The sequence below is a fragment of the Inquilinus limosus DSM 16000 genome, assembly GCF_000423185.1.
In the GTDB taxonomy this organism is placed as follows: domain Bacteria; phylum Pseudomonadota; class Alphaproteobacteria; order DSM-16000; family Inquilinaceae; genus Inquilinus; species Inquilinus limosus.
Genome location: NZ_KE383986.1, coordinates 158,338 through 171,799, shown reverse-complemented (window position 1 = coordinate 171,799; position 13,462 = coordinate 158,338). Strand labels below are relative to the sequence as shown.

The window sequence follows — 13,462 nt, the reverse complement described above, 5'->3', positions numbered from 1 at the left end:
CGCAGGCCGGAGCGCCAGTAGCCCGGGCTGCGGTCGCCGGCGAAGGCGACGGCGAAGAGCAGGCCGAGATAGCCGAGCGCGATGATCCACAGCAGCCAGTCAGCCACCGCCTGTTCCCCGATCCCTGCGCCCGTTCCTCCCGGTCATGCCCCGAAGCATAAGCCGACTGCGGCGTCAGGCCGAGCGTTTCGGCGGCGCGGCTGGAGAATCCCCCTCACCCTCCCGCCGCCTTCGGCGTCGGGCCCCTCCCTCTCCCCGAGGAGAGGGGAGTACGAGCCCCAGCCCCAGCCCCAGCCCTCTACACCTCTCCTTGGGGAGAGGTCGAAATCGCGCAGCGATTTCGGGTGAGGGGGCGGCGCCGGCCCATCCGCCTTGCGCGAACGTCAGCCGAAGAACCGGGCCGGGCGGAAGGTCGCCAGTTCGGGCCGGGTGACGCCGCGCAGCAGCTCGTCGGCCACGGCCGAGCCCAGGAACGCCGCCAGGGTGACGCCGCTGTGGGTCACGGCGGCGTAGTAGCCCTCGACCTGCGGCAGCGGGCCGACGGCGGAATAGCCGTCCTTGGGGATGGCGCGGATGCCGAGCCGCACCGCCTCCGAATCCACCGGCCCCATCGCCGGCAGGATCGCCCGGGCCCGGCGGATCAGCTCGCGCAGCTCCGGTAGGTCGATGCTGGGCTTCGGCGCCGCGGCCGGGTCGAACTCGTCGTCGTTGCGGCAGACCAGGAGGCGCCCGGCGCCGTCCGGCCGGAGATCGCAGCCCGGCGTCTTCAACAGGTGCTCGAGCCCGACCGCGACCGGCGGGGTGAACGCCAGCAGCCCCGCGGTCGGCGCCAGCGGGATGCGCAGCGCCGGGTCGTAGCCGGCGTCGTCGGCCCAGCGGCCGGTGCAGTTGACCACGAGGTCGGCGGCATGCATCGTGCCGTCCGCCGTGGTCACGCCGGTGACGCGGCCGGCTCGGAGTTCCACCCGCATCACCCGGGCGCCGATCTCCACCCTCGCGCCCAGGCGCCGGGCGGCGGCGAGCATGGCCTGGGCATAGACCACCGGGTCGACCCAGCCCTCCTCCGGGAACCAGGCGACCGGCGCATCGCCGACGGCGGCCGGGTCGATGTCGGGCGCCAGCTCGCGCAGCTGCGCGGCGGAGATCCATTCGGCGGCATAGCCCCAGTCGCGCAACCGTTCGAAGCGCCGGCGCTGTTCCTCCTGACCGGCCTCGTCCGCCCATTCCAGGCAGCCGTTCAGATGCAGCCAGGGCGTCGCCGCGAACTCCTCACGCAGCGCCGCATGCGCCTTCATTCCGGCGACGTTCAGGTCGTGATAGGCCCGCGGCGTCTTGCCGTGCGAGTTGACCCAGGCGAAGCTGGTGCCGGAGGTGCCGGCGCCGATCCGCACCGCCTCCAGCACCGTGACCGACGCCCCGCCCTGCGCCAGGCGGTACGCCACCGAGGCGCCGATGACGCCCGCGCCGATCACGATGATTGAAGGCATTCCGACCTCTCAGTTCTTCTTCGTCTCTTCCAGATAGAACCGGCCGAGCGGGTTCTGGCCGAAGTTCTCGATGTTCTTGCGCGACACGCTGAGATAGGGGCTGTAGTACAGGTCGATCCAGTTGACGTCAGCCTTGGCCGTCTTCTGCAGCTCGACATACATCGCCTCGCGCTTCGCCGGGTCGGCCTCGACCCGGGCCTCGGCCACCAGGGCCTTTACCCGGTCGTTCTGGTACCGGGTCATGTAGTTCATGTTGGTGTCGTGGCCGAGGACGAAGGTCGTCTTCTGGTCCGGGTCGATGATGTCGTTGGTCCAGTAATTCATCGCCATGTCGTAGTCGCCCGCCACCTCCATGTCCCAGGTCTGGCTGGGGTCGACCTTCTGCAGGTTGGCGGTAATGCCGACCTCGGCGAGCTGCTGCTGGACCAGCACCGCCACCTGCTCGGCCACCGTGTCGCCGGTGTCGACGAGGTAGGTCAGCTGGACGTTGTCCACCCCGGCCTGCTTCAGCAGCTCCTTCGCCTTGGCCGGGTCGTGCGGCCGCTGCAGATTGTCGGCGTGGTAGTACAGCGCGCCCTTCGGGATGTAGGAATTGGCGACGGTGCCGATGCCGAAGGTCACGGTGTCGACGATCGCCTTCTTGTCGATGGCGTAGTCGATCGCCTCCCGCACCTCGCGCTTGTCGAGCGGCGGGTGCGAGTGGTTCAGCAGCAGATGGTCCTCGCGGGTCGAGGGGTCCTTGTGGACCACCAGGTTCGGGTCCTTCTCCAGCTCCGCCACCTTGGCGAAGGGCACGAAGATCGCGGCATCGAGCTCGCCCGCCTGCACCTTCAGCATGCGGGTGTTGTCGTCGGGGACCGAGATCCATTCGACGCCGTCGAGACTGACCTGGTCGGCCTGCCAGAAATTCGGGTTCTTCTTCAGCACCACCTTCTCGCCGCGGCGCCATTCCTCGACCTGGAAGGCGCCGGAGCCGACCGGCTTCTCGGCGAAGGCGTCCTCGCCCATCTCCTTCATCGCCTTCTCGGAGACGATCGAGGCCCCCGGCATGGCCAGAGTCGCCAGGAACGGCACCATCGGCTGGGTCAGGGTGATCACCAGCGTGTGGTCGTCCTTGGCCTCCAGCGTCTTGATCACCTTGTAGGTGTCGCTCCACAGCGACCCCTCGTTGTCGCGGATGCGGGTCAGAGAGAACACCGCGTCCGAGGCCGCCACCGGGCTGCCATCCGAGAATTTCGCGTCGCGGAGCTTGAGGGTGTAGACCGTGCCGTCGTCGGAGACGGTCCAGCTCTCGGCCAAGCCGGGCACCAGCTTCTGGCCGGACTTGTCGACCCGGACCAGCACGTCGAAGACGTTCGAGAACACCCAGAAATCAACGTTTTGCGAGGTCTTGATCGGGTCGAAGGTGGTGCCGTCCTCGCGCCGGCCGATGGTCAGCACGCCCGCCGCCTCGGCCGCGGCGCCGCCAGCGACCAGCGCCGCAAGGAACGCCGCCGTGGCGATGCCGAAATGTCTCCTGGTCCGTGTCATCGTGAGCCTCCGTTGTTGCCCTGCCTCAATTGCGGGCGGGGATTGCAGGATAGAGATGGCAGGCCGTGAAACGGCCTTCGGTCGGGCGCAGCGCCGGCGGCGCCCCGGCCCGGCATTCCGCCATGGCGAAGGGGCAGCGCGGATGGAAGGCGCAGCCCGCCGGCAGGTCGAGCGGGCTCGGCGGCTCGCCGCCCAGCAGGTCCGTCGGCAGCGTGCGGTCGGGGTCGATCTCCGGGATCGCCCGGATCAGGGCCTGGGTGTAGGGGTGCTTCGGCGCGGCGAACACCGCCTCGGCCGGCCCCTCCTCCACGATCCGGCCCAGATACATCACCGCCACCCGGTCGCAGAGCCGACGCACCACGGCGAGATCGTGGGCGATGAAGATCAGGGCCAGGTTCATCCGGGCCTTCAGCTCGATCAGCAGATTGATGATCTGCGCCTGGATCGAGACGTCGAGCGCGGCGACGCATTCATCGGCGATGATCAGCTTCGGCTCGACCGCCAGGGCCCGGGCGATGCCGACCCGCTGGCACTGGCCGCCGGACAGCTCGGCCGGGCGCCGGCCGGCGTGCTCGGGCCGCAGCCCGACCAGGGTCAGCAGCTCCGCCACCCGCGCCGGGACGCGGTCGCGCGGCACCTTGCGGTGGACCCGCAGCACCTCGGCGATCGCCTCGCCCACCGCCATGCGCGGGTTCAGCGCGCCGTACGGGTCCTGGAAGATCATCGCCGTCTCGCGGCGCAGCCGGGCAACGCCGTCGCGGCCGCCCGATCCGATGTCGGCGCCGCCGAAGCGGATGCTGCCGCCGGTGATCTCGCCGAGCCGCAGGATGGCGCGGCCGAGCGTGCTCTTGCCGCAGCCGGATTCGCCGACCAGCCCCAGCGCCTCGCCCGGCGCCAGGGTGAAGGAGACGCCGTTGACCGCCCGCACCAGCCGCGGCGGGCGCCCCGGCAGCGTCAGGCCGCCGGCGCGGAAATGGACCTCCAGGTCCTGGACGTCGAGCAGCGTCACGCCGCGTCTCCCAGCGCCCGGTGGCAGGCCGCCATATGCCCAGGTTCCGGCCAGGACGGGTCCGGCCGCACGGCGGCGCAGCGTTCGAAGGCGCGGTCGCAGCGCGGATGGAAGCGGCAGCCGGAGGGCAGCTCGGCCAGGGACGGCGGCTGGCCGGGGATGAAGGGCAGCAGGTGCCCGCCGTCGCCATGCGCCGGCTGGCAGGCGATCAGCCGGGCCGTGTAGGGATGGCGCGGCGCCGCCAGCACCGCCCGCTTGGCCCCCGCCTCGCACAAAGTGCCGCCATACATCACGGCGATGCGATCGCAGCTCTGCGCCACCACGCCGAGGTCATGGGTGATCAGGATGATGGCGAGGCCGCGACGGTCGCGCAGGTCCAGCAGCAGCCGCAGGATCTGCGCCTGAACGGTGACGTCCAGCGCCGTGGTCGGCTCATCCGCGATCAGCACCTCCGGGTCGCAGGCCAGCGCCGTGGCGATCATCGCCCGCTGCCGCATGCCGCCGGAGAATTCGTGCGGATATCCGCCCGCCCGCCGCTCGGGATCCGGGATGCCGACTTGGCGCAGCAGGTCGATCGCGGCCGCTCGCGCCTCACGCTTCGAGGCACCGCGGTGCAGGCGGATGCCCTCGGCGATCTGGTCGCCGATCCGCATCACCGGGTCGAGATGGCTGGACGGGTTCTGGAAGATCATGCCGATCTCCCGCCCCCGCACCCGGCGCAGCGCCTCCGGCCCCAGCGCCGCGAGGTCGCGGCCCTTGAGGAGCACCGACCCGCCGGAAATGCGCAAGCCGCCGGGCAGCAGCCCGATCAGTGCCCGGCAGGTGACGCTCTTGCCCGAGCCGCTCTCGCCCACCAACCCCATCACCTGCCCCGCCTCCAGCGCGAAGGAGACGCGGTCGACGATGGTCGTCTCCTCCCCCGCCCGGGTCAGGGCCACCGACAGGTCGCGCACCTCCAGCAGCGGCGCGGTCATTCCTTCACCCCGAGCCATTCGCCGAGGCCGTCGCCGAGCAGGCTGAAGCCGAGCGCGATCACCGCCAGCGCCACGCCGGGGAAGGCGGCGATCCACCAAGCGCGGATGATGAAGTTCTGGCTCTCCGCCACCATCACGCCCCATTCCGCCGTGGGCGGCTGCACCCCGAGGCCGAGATAGCTGATCGAGGCGCCGAGCAGCATCGTCAGCACCACATCGGACATCGAGAACACGATCGAGCTGACCATCGCGTTCGGCAGGATGTGCCGGGCCATGATCCTGAGATGGCTATAGCCCAGGCTGCGGGCGGCGGTGACGAAGTCGGCGGCCTTCAGCACCAGCACCTGGGCCCGGACCAGCCGGGCGTAGGACACCCAGCCGACCAGGGCCATGGCGATGAAGAAGCTGCCGAGGCCGGGGCCGAGGATGGCAATGATCGCCAGCATCAGCACCAGGAAGGGGAAGGCCAGGACGATGTCGAGGATGCGCATCACCAGCGCGTCGACCCAGCCGCCGAAATAGCCGGAGACGCAGCCGACCGCGGTGCCGATCAGGAACGGGATCAGCACGCCGAGCACGCCCATCATCAGGTCGAGCCGGGTGCCCCAGATCAGCCGGGACAGCACGTCACGGCCGACATTGTCGGTGCCGAGCCAATGTCCCGGCCCAGGCGGCAGCAGCGCGTTCGCCGTGTCCTGCGCGATCGGATCGTAAGGCGCGATCACCGGCGCCAGCAGCGCGACCAGGAGGAAGAAACCGACGATGCCGGCGCCCCACCACAGCGCGCCCGGCACCCGCGGCAACTTGATCCTGAGCCGCAGCCGGGCGGCTGGTGTGCCGGCGACCGCGCTCACAGCTTCACCCGCGGATCGATGGCGACGGTCAGCACGTCGGCCAGGAAGTTCACCGTGACGCTGGCGACGGCGAAGGCCATGGCCACGCCCTGCACCACCATGTAGTCGCGGGTGAAGATCCCGCGCACCAGCAGCTGGCCCATGCCGGGGATCGAGAACACGTTCTCGATGATCACCGTGCCGCCGATCAGCCAGCCGATGTTGACGGCCAGGAGGTTGATGGTCGGCACGATGGCGTTGGGCACGACATGGCGCCAGAACACCATGCCCTCGGGCAGGCCGCGCGCCCGCGCCGCCGTCGCCTGGTCGGAGCGCAGCTCGGCGATCATCGCGGCCCGCAGCGTCCGGGTCAGCACCGCCGACAGCGCCAGCGCGATGGTCAGGCAGGGCAGCACCAGATGGTGCAGCCGGTCCGCCCAATCGTCGCCGTATCCCGCCACCGGGAACAGGCCGAGCGTCACGCTGAACAGGATGATCAGCATGATCCCCAGCCAGAACGGCGGCAGGCCCAGCCCTGTGGTGGAGACGATGCGGATGGCGTGGTCGGCCAGCCGGCCGCGGCGGCGCGCCGCGATGGCGGCGAAGGGTACGGCGATCAGCAGCGACAGCAGCACGGCGCCGAACACCAGCAGCAGCGTCGGCTCGATCCGCTCGGCGATCAGGCGCAGCACCGGGACCTTGTACAGGATCGACCGGCCCATCTCCCCATTCGCCAGGTTCTGCAGGAACAGCGCGTATTGCGTCCACAGCGGCTCGTCGAGCCCGAACTGGGCGCGGATCCTGGCGATCGCGTCCGGCGTCGCCTTGGTGCCGAGCAGAACCCGCGCCGGATCGCCGGGGATCGAGCGGATCAGCACGAAGGTGATGACGCTGATCCCGAACAGCACCGGGATCAGCTGCAGCGGACGGGTCAGGACGAAGCGGAAGCGGTGCATCGCCGGTCAGCCCCGGTGCCGCGATGGCACCGGAAGCAAGACTTTACCATGAAGACGGTCCGGCATCAGGCGGCCCGATTCGCCTTGAGGAAGTCGAGCAGCACCGGGTAGTAGGCGTGCGGCTCCTCGTAGAAGGGCATGTGGCTGGAGTTCTGGAAGACGTGCAGCCGGGCGTTCGGCAGCGCCAGCTTCATGCGCAGCGAACAGGCCGGGGTCAGCTCGTCGTGCTCGCCGCAGGTGATCAGCACCGGCACGGTGATCCGGTGCATGTCGGGCAGCCGGTTCCAGTCCTTCAGATTGCCGGTGTAGAGGAACTCGTTCGGGCCCTGGATGGTGCCGTAGGGCCCCATGTTCCAGTCGTCGAGCGAGCGCCGCACCGGCGCCGGCCAGTCGTCGAGCCGGCAGACATGGCGGTGATTCAGGATGGTGATCGCCGCCTGGTACACCGGGTGGTCCAGCGTGCCCTCGGCCTCGTGCCGCTGCATCATCGCCACGGTCTCGGGGCCGAGCGCTGCGCGCAGCCGCTCCAGCTCGCCGATCAGGTGCGGGATGTCGGCGGCGGTATCCTCCAGGATCACCGTCTTCAGCGCCTCCGGATGGGTCAGCGCGTATTCGACGCTGAGCCAGCCGCCCCAGGAATGGCCCAGCAGATGCACCCGGCCGAGGCCGAGCGCCTGCCGGACCGTCTCCACCTCCGCGACATAGCGGGTGATGGTCCAGAGCGCCGGATCGGTCGGCCGGTCGGAGGCGCCGGTGCCGAGCTGGTCGAAGGCGACGACGCGGTAGCCATGATCGATCAGACAGGAATGGGCGTCGCGCAGATAGTCGCAGGGCAGCCCCGGACCGCCGTTGAGGCACAGCACTGTCTCCGGCCCCGAGCCGAAGCTGTAGGCCACGACCTTGTAGCCGTCGACACGAATCTCGTCCCGCCGGTCCGGCGCGATCTCCCGCCACATCCTGCCATCCCCGTCTTGATCTTTTTTGTGTCGCGGAACGCTAGACTGATCGGACAAATCCGGCAAGGCGGCCGACAGGAGAAGATCATGACCGGCGGTTGCCTGGGATCTTTGCGACGAAAGCCAACGCACCGGGTCGCTCTTCGGTCCGGATGTCCCGCAGGCCGAAGGTCTCGAACGACGACCGGATCGTCTCGAAGATCCCGGCCCTCGGCTCGTCATAGATGATCCAGATCTCCCCGCCGGGGCACAGGCTGCGGACGACATGCGGCAGCGCCAGGCCAGGGCGGGTCCAGAAGCTGTTCACGCGGATGGCGAAGATCCGATCGAACCCGCCCGGCTCGACCGGCCCGTGCTCGATGTCCCCTCTCTCGATCCGCACCCGCCCGGCCGCGATTGCCGTCGCGTTGACAATCCGTGCCCGCGCCACCGCCGTCTCGGAGCGGTCGATGGCGAAGACCGTGGCGGTCGGCGCACGGGCGAGCGCGGCCAGGATCGCCTGGCCGGTGCCGCAGCCGATCTCCAGCAGCCTCTCCCCGGGCCGCGGTGCCAGAAGGTCGATAGCGGCCAGGATGCGGGGCGAGATCGGCCCGGTCACGCCTTGCCGTAAACCGGCATGATCGCGCCGCGGCCCACCTGATTCCTCGGCGAGGCCAGGTGCAGGATGGTCGCCGCGACCTCCTCCACCTTCGGCCAGGCGGCATGGTCGGCCTTGGGCATGGCGGCGCGGTTGGCCGGGGTGTCCATGATCGACGGCGCCACCGCGTTGACCAGGATGCCCTGCCCCGCCACCTCCTGCGCCAGCGCCACGGTCAGCGCGGCCAGCGCCGCCTTCGACGCGGTGTAGGCGGTCATGCCGGCGCCCTGACGCCATTCCAGCGCCGGCCGGGCCGCGACATTGACGATGCGGCCCCCGGCGTCGCCGCGCCCGATCGCCTGCACCGCGGCACGGCAGCACAGGAAGGCGGTGACCAGGTTGGTGTCGAGCTGCTGCTGCAGCATCGCCTTGCCGGTCTCGCCGACCGGCGCCATGGCGAAACCGCCGGCGACATGGATCGAGGCCCAGAGCGAGGGCAGCGCCGCATAGAACGCGGCCACCGCCGCCTCGTCGGTCAGGTCCGGCACCGGCGACAGCACCACCCGGTCGTGACCGCGATGGGCGAAGCGGCGCGAATCCTTGATGTCGCGGACCGGGACGTGGCAGGTGGCGCCGGCCTCGAGCAGCAGCCCGACCACGGCCGAGCCGAGCGCGCCGGTGCCGCCGGTCACGACCACGTGACGATCTTTGAACTCCATGGCACCTCCTCAGGCTTGGCGGCGATCCTCCAGGATCATCGCCGAGGCCTTCTCGGCGATCATGATGGTGGGCGAGTTGGTGTTGCCCGAGGTGATGGTCGGCATGATCGAGGCATCGGCGATGCGCAGCCCCGACAGGCCGCGCACCCGCAGCCGCTCGTCGACCACCGCCAGCGGATCCCGGCCCATCTTGCAGGTGCCGACTGGGTGGAAGATGGTGGTGGCGATGTCGCCCGCGGCCCGCACCAGCTCGGCATCGTCCTGCAGCGCCGGACCGGGCCGGACCTCCTCCGGCGCGTAGCGCGCCAGGGCCGGCGCCGCGGCGATCCGCCGGGTCAGCCGGATGGCGTCGACCGCGACGCGGCGGTCCGCCTCCTCCGACAGGTAGTTCGGCCGGATCGCCGGCGCCGCGGTCGGGTCCGGGCTCTTGATCCGGACCGAGCCGCGGCTGTGCGGCCGCAGGTTGCAGACGGAAGCGGTGAAGGCCGGGAAACTGTGCAGCGGCTCGCCGAACCGGTCGAGGCTGAGCGGCTGGACGTGGTATTCGAGATTGGCGGTCTCCTGCGACGGATCGCTGCGGGCGAAGGCGCCGAGCTGGCTCGGAGCCATACTGAGCGGGCCGCTGCGGAACAGCGCGTATTCCACGCCCATGCCGATGCGGCCGAGCAGGCGGTTCGCCCGCTCGTTCAGGGTCGGCACGCCCTCGACCTTGTAGACCAGGCGCAGCTGCAGATGGTCCTGCAGGTTCTCGCCCACCCCCGGCAGGTCGTGCACCGGCTGCACGTCATGCGCGGCCAGGAGGTCGGCCGGGCCGATGCCGGAATGCTGCAGGATGGCGGGGGAGCCGACGGCGCCGGCGGCGAGGATCACCTCCCCCGCCGCGGCATAGGCCTCGGTGCCGTCCGGCCGGCGGAACACCACGCCGGCGACGCGCTTGCCCTCGAGATGCAGCTTCAGCACCTGGGCATGGGTCTCGACCTTGAGGTTGGGCCGGCTGAGCACCGGCTTCAGGAAGCCTTTGGCCGCGGTCCAGCGGATGCCGCGGCGCTGGTTTACCTGGAAATAGCCGCAGCCCTCGTTGTCGCCGGTGTTGAAGTCGTCGGTCGGCCGGATGCCGGTCTCGGCCGCGGCCTGGCGGAAGGCGTCCAGGATGGTCCAGGACAGGCGCTGCGGCTCGACCCGCCATTCGCCGCCGGCACCGTGGAAGGCCGAGGCGCCCTGCCAATGGTCCTCGGACTTGATGAAGAAGGGCAGCACGTCGTCCCAGCCCCAGCCGGCATTGCCGAGCTGCCGCCATTGGTCGTAATCGCGCGCCTGGCCGCGCATGTAGATCATGCCGTTGATGGCGGAGCAGCCGCCCAGCACCTTGCCGCGCGGATAGTTGATCGCCCGGCCGCCCAGCCCGGCCTCATGCTCTGTCTTGAAGCACCAGTCGAGGCGCGGATCGCCGTGGGTGTAGAGATAGCCGACCGGGATGTGGACCCAGATGGTGCCCGGCCTGCCTCCGGCCTCCAGCAGCAGCACCGAGGCCTTCGGGTCGGCCGACAGCCGGTTGGCCAGCACGCAGCCGGCCGAGCCGGCCCCGACGATGACAGTGTCGAACGTTCCGATCGTTCGCGTCATCGGCCGGACGCCTTCTTCAGCACCATCCCTATCCCCGATCCGCCTTGATTGTTGGCCTTGGGTGGCGATCTTCCTACAAGCCCGGCAGCCATACAATGCGCCGCAGCGCTCGACGGGCCGGGCCGCCCGCGCTAACCATTCTCAACGCGACATGAAAGAGACAACGGCGATGGCCAGCGACGTCGAAACCGTGACCGCCACCCCGGACTCGCCGCCGCGGCAGCGCATGGCGGCGCATCTGGCGGCGATCGGCCGCGGCCCTGGCCGGTCGCGGCCGCTGACCGAGGCCGAGGCCGAGGACGCCTTCGCCATCATCCTGGCCGGCGAGGCCGACCCGATGCAGGTCGGCGCCTTCCTGCTGCTGGAGCGCTATCGCGGCGAGACGGCGGCGGAGCTGGCCGGCATGATCCGCGCCGCCCGCGCCGCGGTGACGGCTGCGCCGGCGACCCGGCCGGATCTCGACTGGCCCTCCTACGCCGCCGGCAAGACCCGCGGCGCACCCTGGTTCCTGCTGTCGGCCCTGCTGGTCGCCCGCGCCGGCCATCCGGTGCTGATGCACGGCATCAACGTCCGGATCACCGAGGGGATCGAGACCGAGGATGCGGTGCGGGCGCTGGGCCTGCCGGTGCCCGAGACCCCGGCCGAGGCGGCGCGAATCCTGGACGGCACCCGCTTCGTCTATCTGCCGCTGCGCGCGGTCAGCCGCACCCTGACCGGGCTGATGGAGCTGCGGCCGGTGCTGGGGCTGCGCAGCCCGGTCAACTCCGCCGCCCGGCTGCTGAACCCGTTCGAAGCCAAGGCCAGCTTCGTCGGCGTGTTCCACCCGGCCTATCAGGACCTGCACCGCGACACCGCGCGGCTCCTGGGCCAGCGCGACCTCTGCGTGGTCAAGGGCGCCGGTGGCGAGGCCGAGCGCACGCCGCTGAAGGCGCTGGCGCTGCAGCGGCTGGTGGCCGGCGAGGCGCTGGACGAGACCGTGCCGCCGATCGTCGGCGAAGGCCGCGGCGAGCGGCTGGAGCGCCGCGACCTGGAGCATTTCCGCGCGGTGTGGACCGGCGCCGCCGAGGACCCGGCGGCCGAGGCGACGGTGATCGGCACCGCCGCCGTGGCCCTCGCGGTGATCGCCGGCGACAGGGGCGAAGCCGCCCATGCCCGCCACCTGGAGCAGGCGGCGGCGCTGTGGCAGGAGCGGAACGGCTAGCCTGCCTGCCCCGCCTTCCACGCCTCGATCGCGCTGGTGATCAGCCGGTGGTCTTCCTCGTGCGGCAGGCCGGAGACGCCGATGAACCCGACCACCTGGGCGCCGATCCGGATCGGGAAGCCGCCGCCATGGTCGATCATCGCCGCGCGGACCGATGGGCTTTCGGCCAGGGTGCGGCCGCGCGCCTTCAGCCGGTGGTGCAGCCACAGCGTGCTGTGCCCGAACTGGCGGACCGCGGCGGATTTGAGGTCGAGCCAGACCTGGTTGTCGGCCGAGGTGCCGTCGAGCGCCGCGGCGAACAGCACCCGGTCGGCGACCTGGATGCGGATCGCGACCGGGGCCGGCGCGGTCTCGACCAGCGTCCGGCCGATCGCCCAGGCCTCGGCGAAATCGAAGCGGTCGAAGGCCAGCCGTGCTTCCTCGGCCTCCAGCTCGGCGGTGCGGGCGGCATGATCGGTCATCGGTCCCTCCTCGACTCTCGGGAACCGATCCTGCCACAGCCGCGCCTGCGATGCGCCATGGCTGTGCCGTCAGTCCCCGTCGCCCAGGGTCAGCGAACCGTCGTTCAGCCGGCAGCGCAGCACCGTCGCCGGCCCGACCGGCTCATAGGTCGACGGGTTCAGATGCTTCAGGCTGAGCTCGGCGGTGTTGTCCGGGAAGATCCGCAGCCGGATGTATTCCAGCGACATGGCGCCGTTCGCCGCCTCGAAGGCGTGGGTCTCGGAGGTGGCGATGAATTGCGGCGTCAGGTTGTAGGTGGTGAAGGTCGGCACCGCGACCACCGGCGGGCCGCCGGCCCCGGACGGGTCAAGGCATTTGGCGAGGTCGATCACCACGCTCGGCCTGTCGCCCTCGCGCAGCTCGCGGTCGAGCCTGGCGTAGTCCCAGCCGGCCCGGGCCGGAGCCGCGGCGGTGAGCAGGACGAGCAGTGCCGCGGCCGAGGCGCGACGGAACGGACGATGGCGGACGGTCATCGGCAGCGAATCCTTCCGATGGTGCGGGCGGCCGGAGAATCGGCCATGGGACGGAGATCCTACCCGATTCGCGCCGATGGCGAGCCGCGAAGGAAGCCGGGCGGCCGGATCATGTCCGGCCGCCCGTTGACCTCGCCGTCAGACGTCCTTGTCCGGATCGATCGGCCCGAACTCGATCACGACATCGGTCGGCTCGGGCTCGTGCGGTGCCAGGGTGGTCCGATCCGCATCCGCCCAGCTGGCCAGCTTCACCACCTGCCCCGCCGGAGCGCCGGTCGGCGCCAGCTCGACCGCTTCGACGATATGGAGCCCGTCGCCGTCGAGGAAGAAGGTGTGCTCCCCGAACAGGCCGTTGAGCTGGGGCATGGCCGGGTGGGTTTCGGGCACGGGTTGCGCCCCGAACCGGGTCACGGTCCGGTCCACCATCGCGGTGTTGAGCTTCATCGCATGCTCCTGTCGATGCGGCGCGCCCTCACAGGGCGGCCTGTCGATCGGCTCGCGCCGGGCCGCATGCCGCGGCGCGTTGCGGGACCTCCCACCCCGAGGTGGTGCGATGTCGGCCGTCCGCGCCGATGAACCTAACCCGCGCTTCGCATCCTGCAACCCCGGCGGGCGACTGATAT

Annotated in this window: 14 protein-coding genes; 1 reads left to right on the top strand and 13 read right to left on the bottom strand. The window is 70.7% G+C overall.

Annotated elements, in window-relative coordinates:
• Positions 1-383: 383 nt before the first annotated feature.
• The 10 genes from G537_RS41235 to G537_RS0132395 form a co-directional block, all read right to left on the bottom strand.
• Positions 384-1,487 (bottom strand): NAD(P)/FAD-dependent oxidoreductase, encoded by a 1,104-nt coding sequence (locus G537_RS41235; protein ID WP_034853776.1) that lies wholly within the window; start codon positions 1,485-1,487, stop codon positions 384-386.
• A gap of 9 nt (positions 1,488-1,496) precedes the next feature.
• Entirely contained in the window at positions 1,497-3,017 is a 1,521-nt protein-coding gene (locus G537_RS0132435; RefSeq protein ID WP_051249417.1) for an ABC transporter substrate-binding protein, read from the bottom strand.
• Positions 3,018-3,042: 25 nt separating this feature from the next.
• Complete coding sequence (locus G537_RS0132430; RefSeq protein ID WP_026873577.1) at positions 3,043-4,026, bottom strand: ABC transporter ATP-binding protein; 984 nt, start codon at positions 4,024-4,026, stop codon at positions 3,043-3,045.
• Positions 4,023-5,000 carry an ABC transporter ATP-binding protein gene (locus tag G537_RS41230; RefSeq protein WP_081689195.1) on the bottom strand — a complete coding sequence of 326 codons (978 nt, stop codon included), beginning with the start codon at positions 4,998-5,000 and terminating at the stop codon, positions 4,023-4,025. Before G537_RS41230 ends, G537_RS0132430 begins: the two co-directional genes overlap by 4 nt.
• A complete protein-coding gene (locus G537_RS0132420) occupies positions 4,997-5,854 on the bottom strand; it encodes an ABC transporter permease (RefSeq protein WP_026873576.1) in 858 nt (285 codons plus the stop codon). The genes G537_RS41230 and G537_RS0132420 overlap by 4 nt, the downstream gene beginning before the upstream one ends.
• Entirely contained in the window at positions 5,851-6,789 is a 939-nt protein-coding gene (locus G537_RS0132415) for an ABC transporter permease (protein WP_026873575.1), read from the bottom strand. The genes G537_RS0132420 and G537_RS0132415 overlap by 4 nt, the downstream gene beginning before the upstream one ends.
• Positions 6,790-6,854: 65 nt before the next feature.
• Positions 6,855-7,745, bottom strand: a complete 891-nt coding sequence (locus tag G537_RS0132410; RefSeq protein ID WP_026873574.1) for a proline iminopeptidase-family hydrolase — start codon at positions 7,743-7,745, stop codon at positions 6,855-6,857.
• An 85-nt stretch (positions 7,746-7,830) separates the two neighbouring features.
• On the bottom strand, positions 7,831-8,343 hold the full coding sequence (locus G537_RS42605) for a class I SAM-dependent methyltransferase (protein ID WP_051249416.1): 513 nt from the start codon (positions 8,341-8,343) through the stop codon (positions 7,831-7,833).
• The gene (locus G537_RS0132400) at positions 8,340-9,041 is read right to left on the bottom strand and encodes an SDR family NAD(P)-dependent oxidoreductase (protein WP_026873573.1); all 702 of its coding nucleotides are present in this window, start codon (positions 9,039-9,041) and stop codon (positions 8,340-8,342) included. Before G537_RS0132400 ends, G537_RS42605 begins: the two co-directional genes overlap by 4 nt.
• A 9-nt stretch (positions 9,042-9,050) precedes the next feature.
• Positions 9,051-10,664 carry a GMC family oxidoreductase gene (locus G537_RS0132395; RefSeq protein WP_026873572.1) on the bottom strand — a complete coding sequence of 538 codons (1,614 nt, stop codon included), beginning with the start codon at positions 10,662-10,664 and terminating at the stop codon, positions 9,051-9,053.
• Between the two features lie 169 nt (positions 10,665-10,833).
• On the opposite strand from G537_RS0132395, the gene G537_RS41220 reads away from it, so the two are divergent.
• Positions 10,834-11,865: a glycosyl transferase family protein gene (locus G537_RS41220; protein ID WP_051249415.1), complete on the top strand. Its 1,032-nt coding sequence runs from the start codon at positions 10,834-10,836 to the stop codon at positions 11,863-11,865.
• On the opposite strand, the gene G537_RS0132385 is transcribed toward G537_RS41220, so the two are convergent.
• The 3 genes from G537_RS0132385 to G537_RS0132375 form a co-directional block, all read right to left on the bottom strand.
• The gene (locus G537_RS0132385) at positions 11,862-12,326 is read right to left on the bottom strand and encodes a heme-binding protein (protein WP_026873571.1); all 465 of its coding nucleotides are present in this window, start codon (positions 12,324-12,326) and stop codon (positions 11,862-11,864) included. The genes G537_RS41220 and G537_RS0132385 overlap by 4 nt on opposite strands.
• Positions 12,327-12,395: 69 nt before the next feature.
• Positions 12,396-12,839, bottom strand: a complete 444-nt coding sequence (locus G537_RS0132380; protein WP_026873570.1) for a VirK family protein — start codon at positions 12,837-12,839, stop codon at positions 12,396-12,398.
• A 138-nt stretch (positions 12,840-12,977) separates the two neighbouring features.
• Positions 12,978-13,283, bottom strand: coding sequence for a hypothetical protein (locus G537_RS0132375; protein WP_026873569.1), 306 nt, complete (start codon positions 13,281-13,283; stop codon positions 12,978-12,980).
• Between the last annotated feature and the right edge of the window lie 179 nt (positions 13,284-13,462).

Bases quoted from the DNA above. Each gene is read 5' to 3' on its own strand.
- G537_RS41235 (WP_034853776.1), bottom strand. From the start codon at position 1,487: ATGCCTTCAATCATCGTGATCGGCGCGGGCGTCATCGGCGCCTCGGTG.
- G537_RS0132435 (WP_051249417.1), bottom strand. From the start codon at position 3,017: ATGACACGGACCAGGAGACATTTCGGCATCGCCACGGCGGCGTTCCTT.
- G537_RS41230 (WP_081689195.1), bottom strand. From the start codon at position 5,000: ATGACCGCGCCGCTGCTGGAGGTGCGCGACCTGTCGGTGGCCCTGACC.
- G537_RS0132415 (WP_026873575.1), bottom strand. From the start codon at position 6,789: ATGCACCGCTTCCGCTTCGTCCTGACCCGTCCGCTGCAGCTGATCCCG.
- G537_RS0132410 (WP_026873574.1), bottom strand. From the start codon at position 7,745: ATGTGGCGGGAGATCGCGCCGGACCGGCGGGACGAGATTCGTGTCGAC.
- G537_RS0132400 (WP_026873573.1), bottom strand. From the start codon at position 9,041: ATGGAGTTCAAAGATCGTCACGTGGTCGTGACCGGCGGCACCGGCGCG.
- G537_RS0132395 (WP_026873572.1), bottom strand. From the start codon at position 10,664: ATGACGCGAACGATCGGAACGTTCGACACTGTCATCGTCGGGGCCGGC.
- G537_RS41220 (WP_051249415.1), top strand. From the start codon at position 10,834: ATGGCCAGCGACGTCGAAACCGTGACCGCCACCCCGGACTCGCCGCCG.
- G537_RS0132385 (WP_026873571.1), bottom strand. From the start codon at position 12,326: ATGACCGATCATGCCGCCCGCACCGCCGAGCTGGAGGCCGAGGAAGCA.
- G537_RS0132380 (WP_026873570.1), bottom strand. From the start codon at position 12,839: ATGACCGTCCGCCATCGTCCGTTCCGTCGCGCCTCGGCCGCGGCACTG.
- G537_RS0132375 (WP_026873569.1), bottom strand. From the start codon at position 13,283: ATGAAGCTCAACACCGCGATGGTGGACCGGACCGTGACCCGGTTCGGG.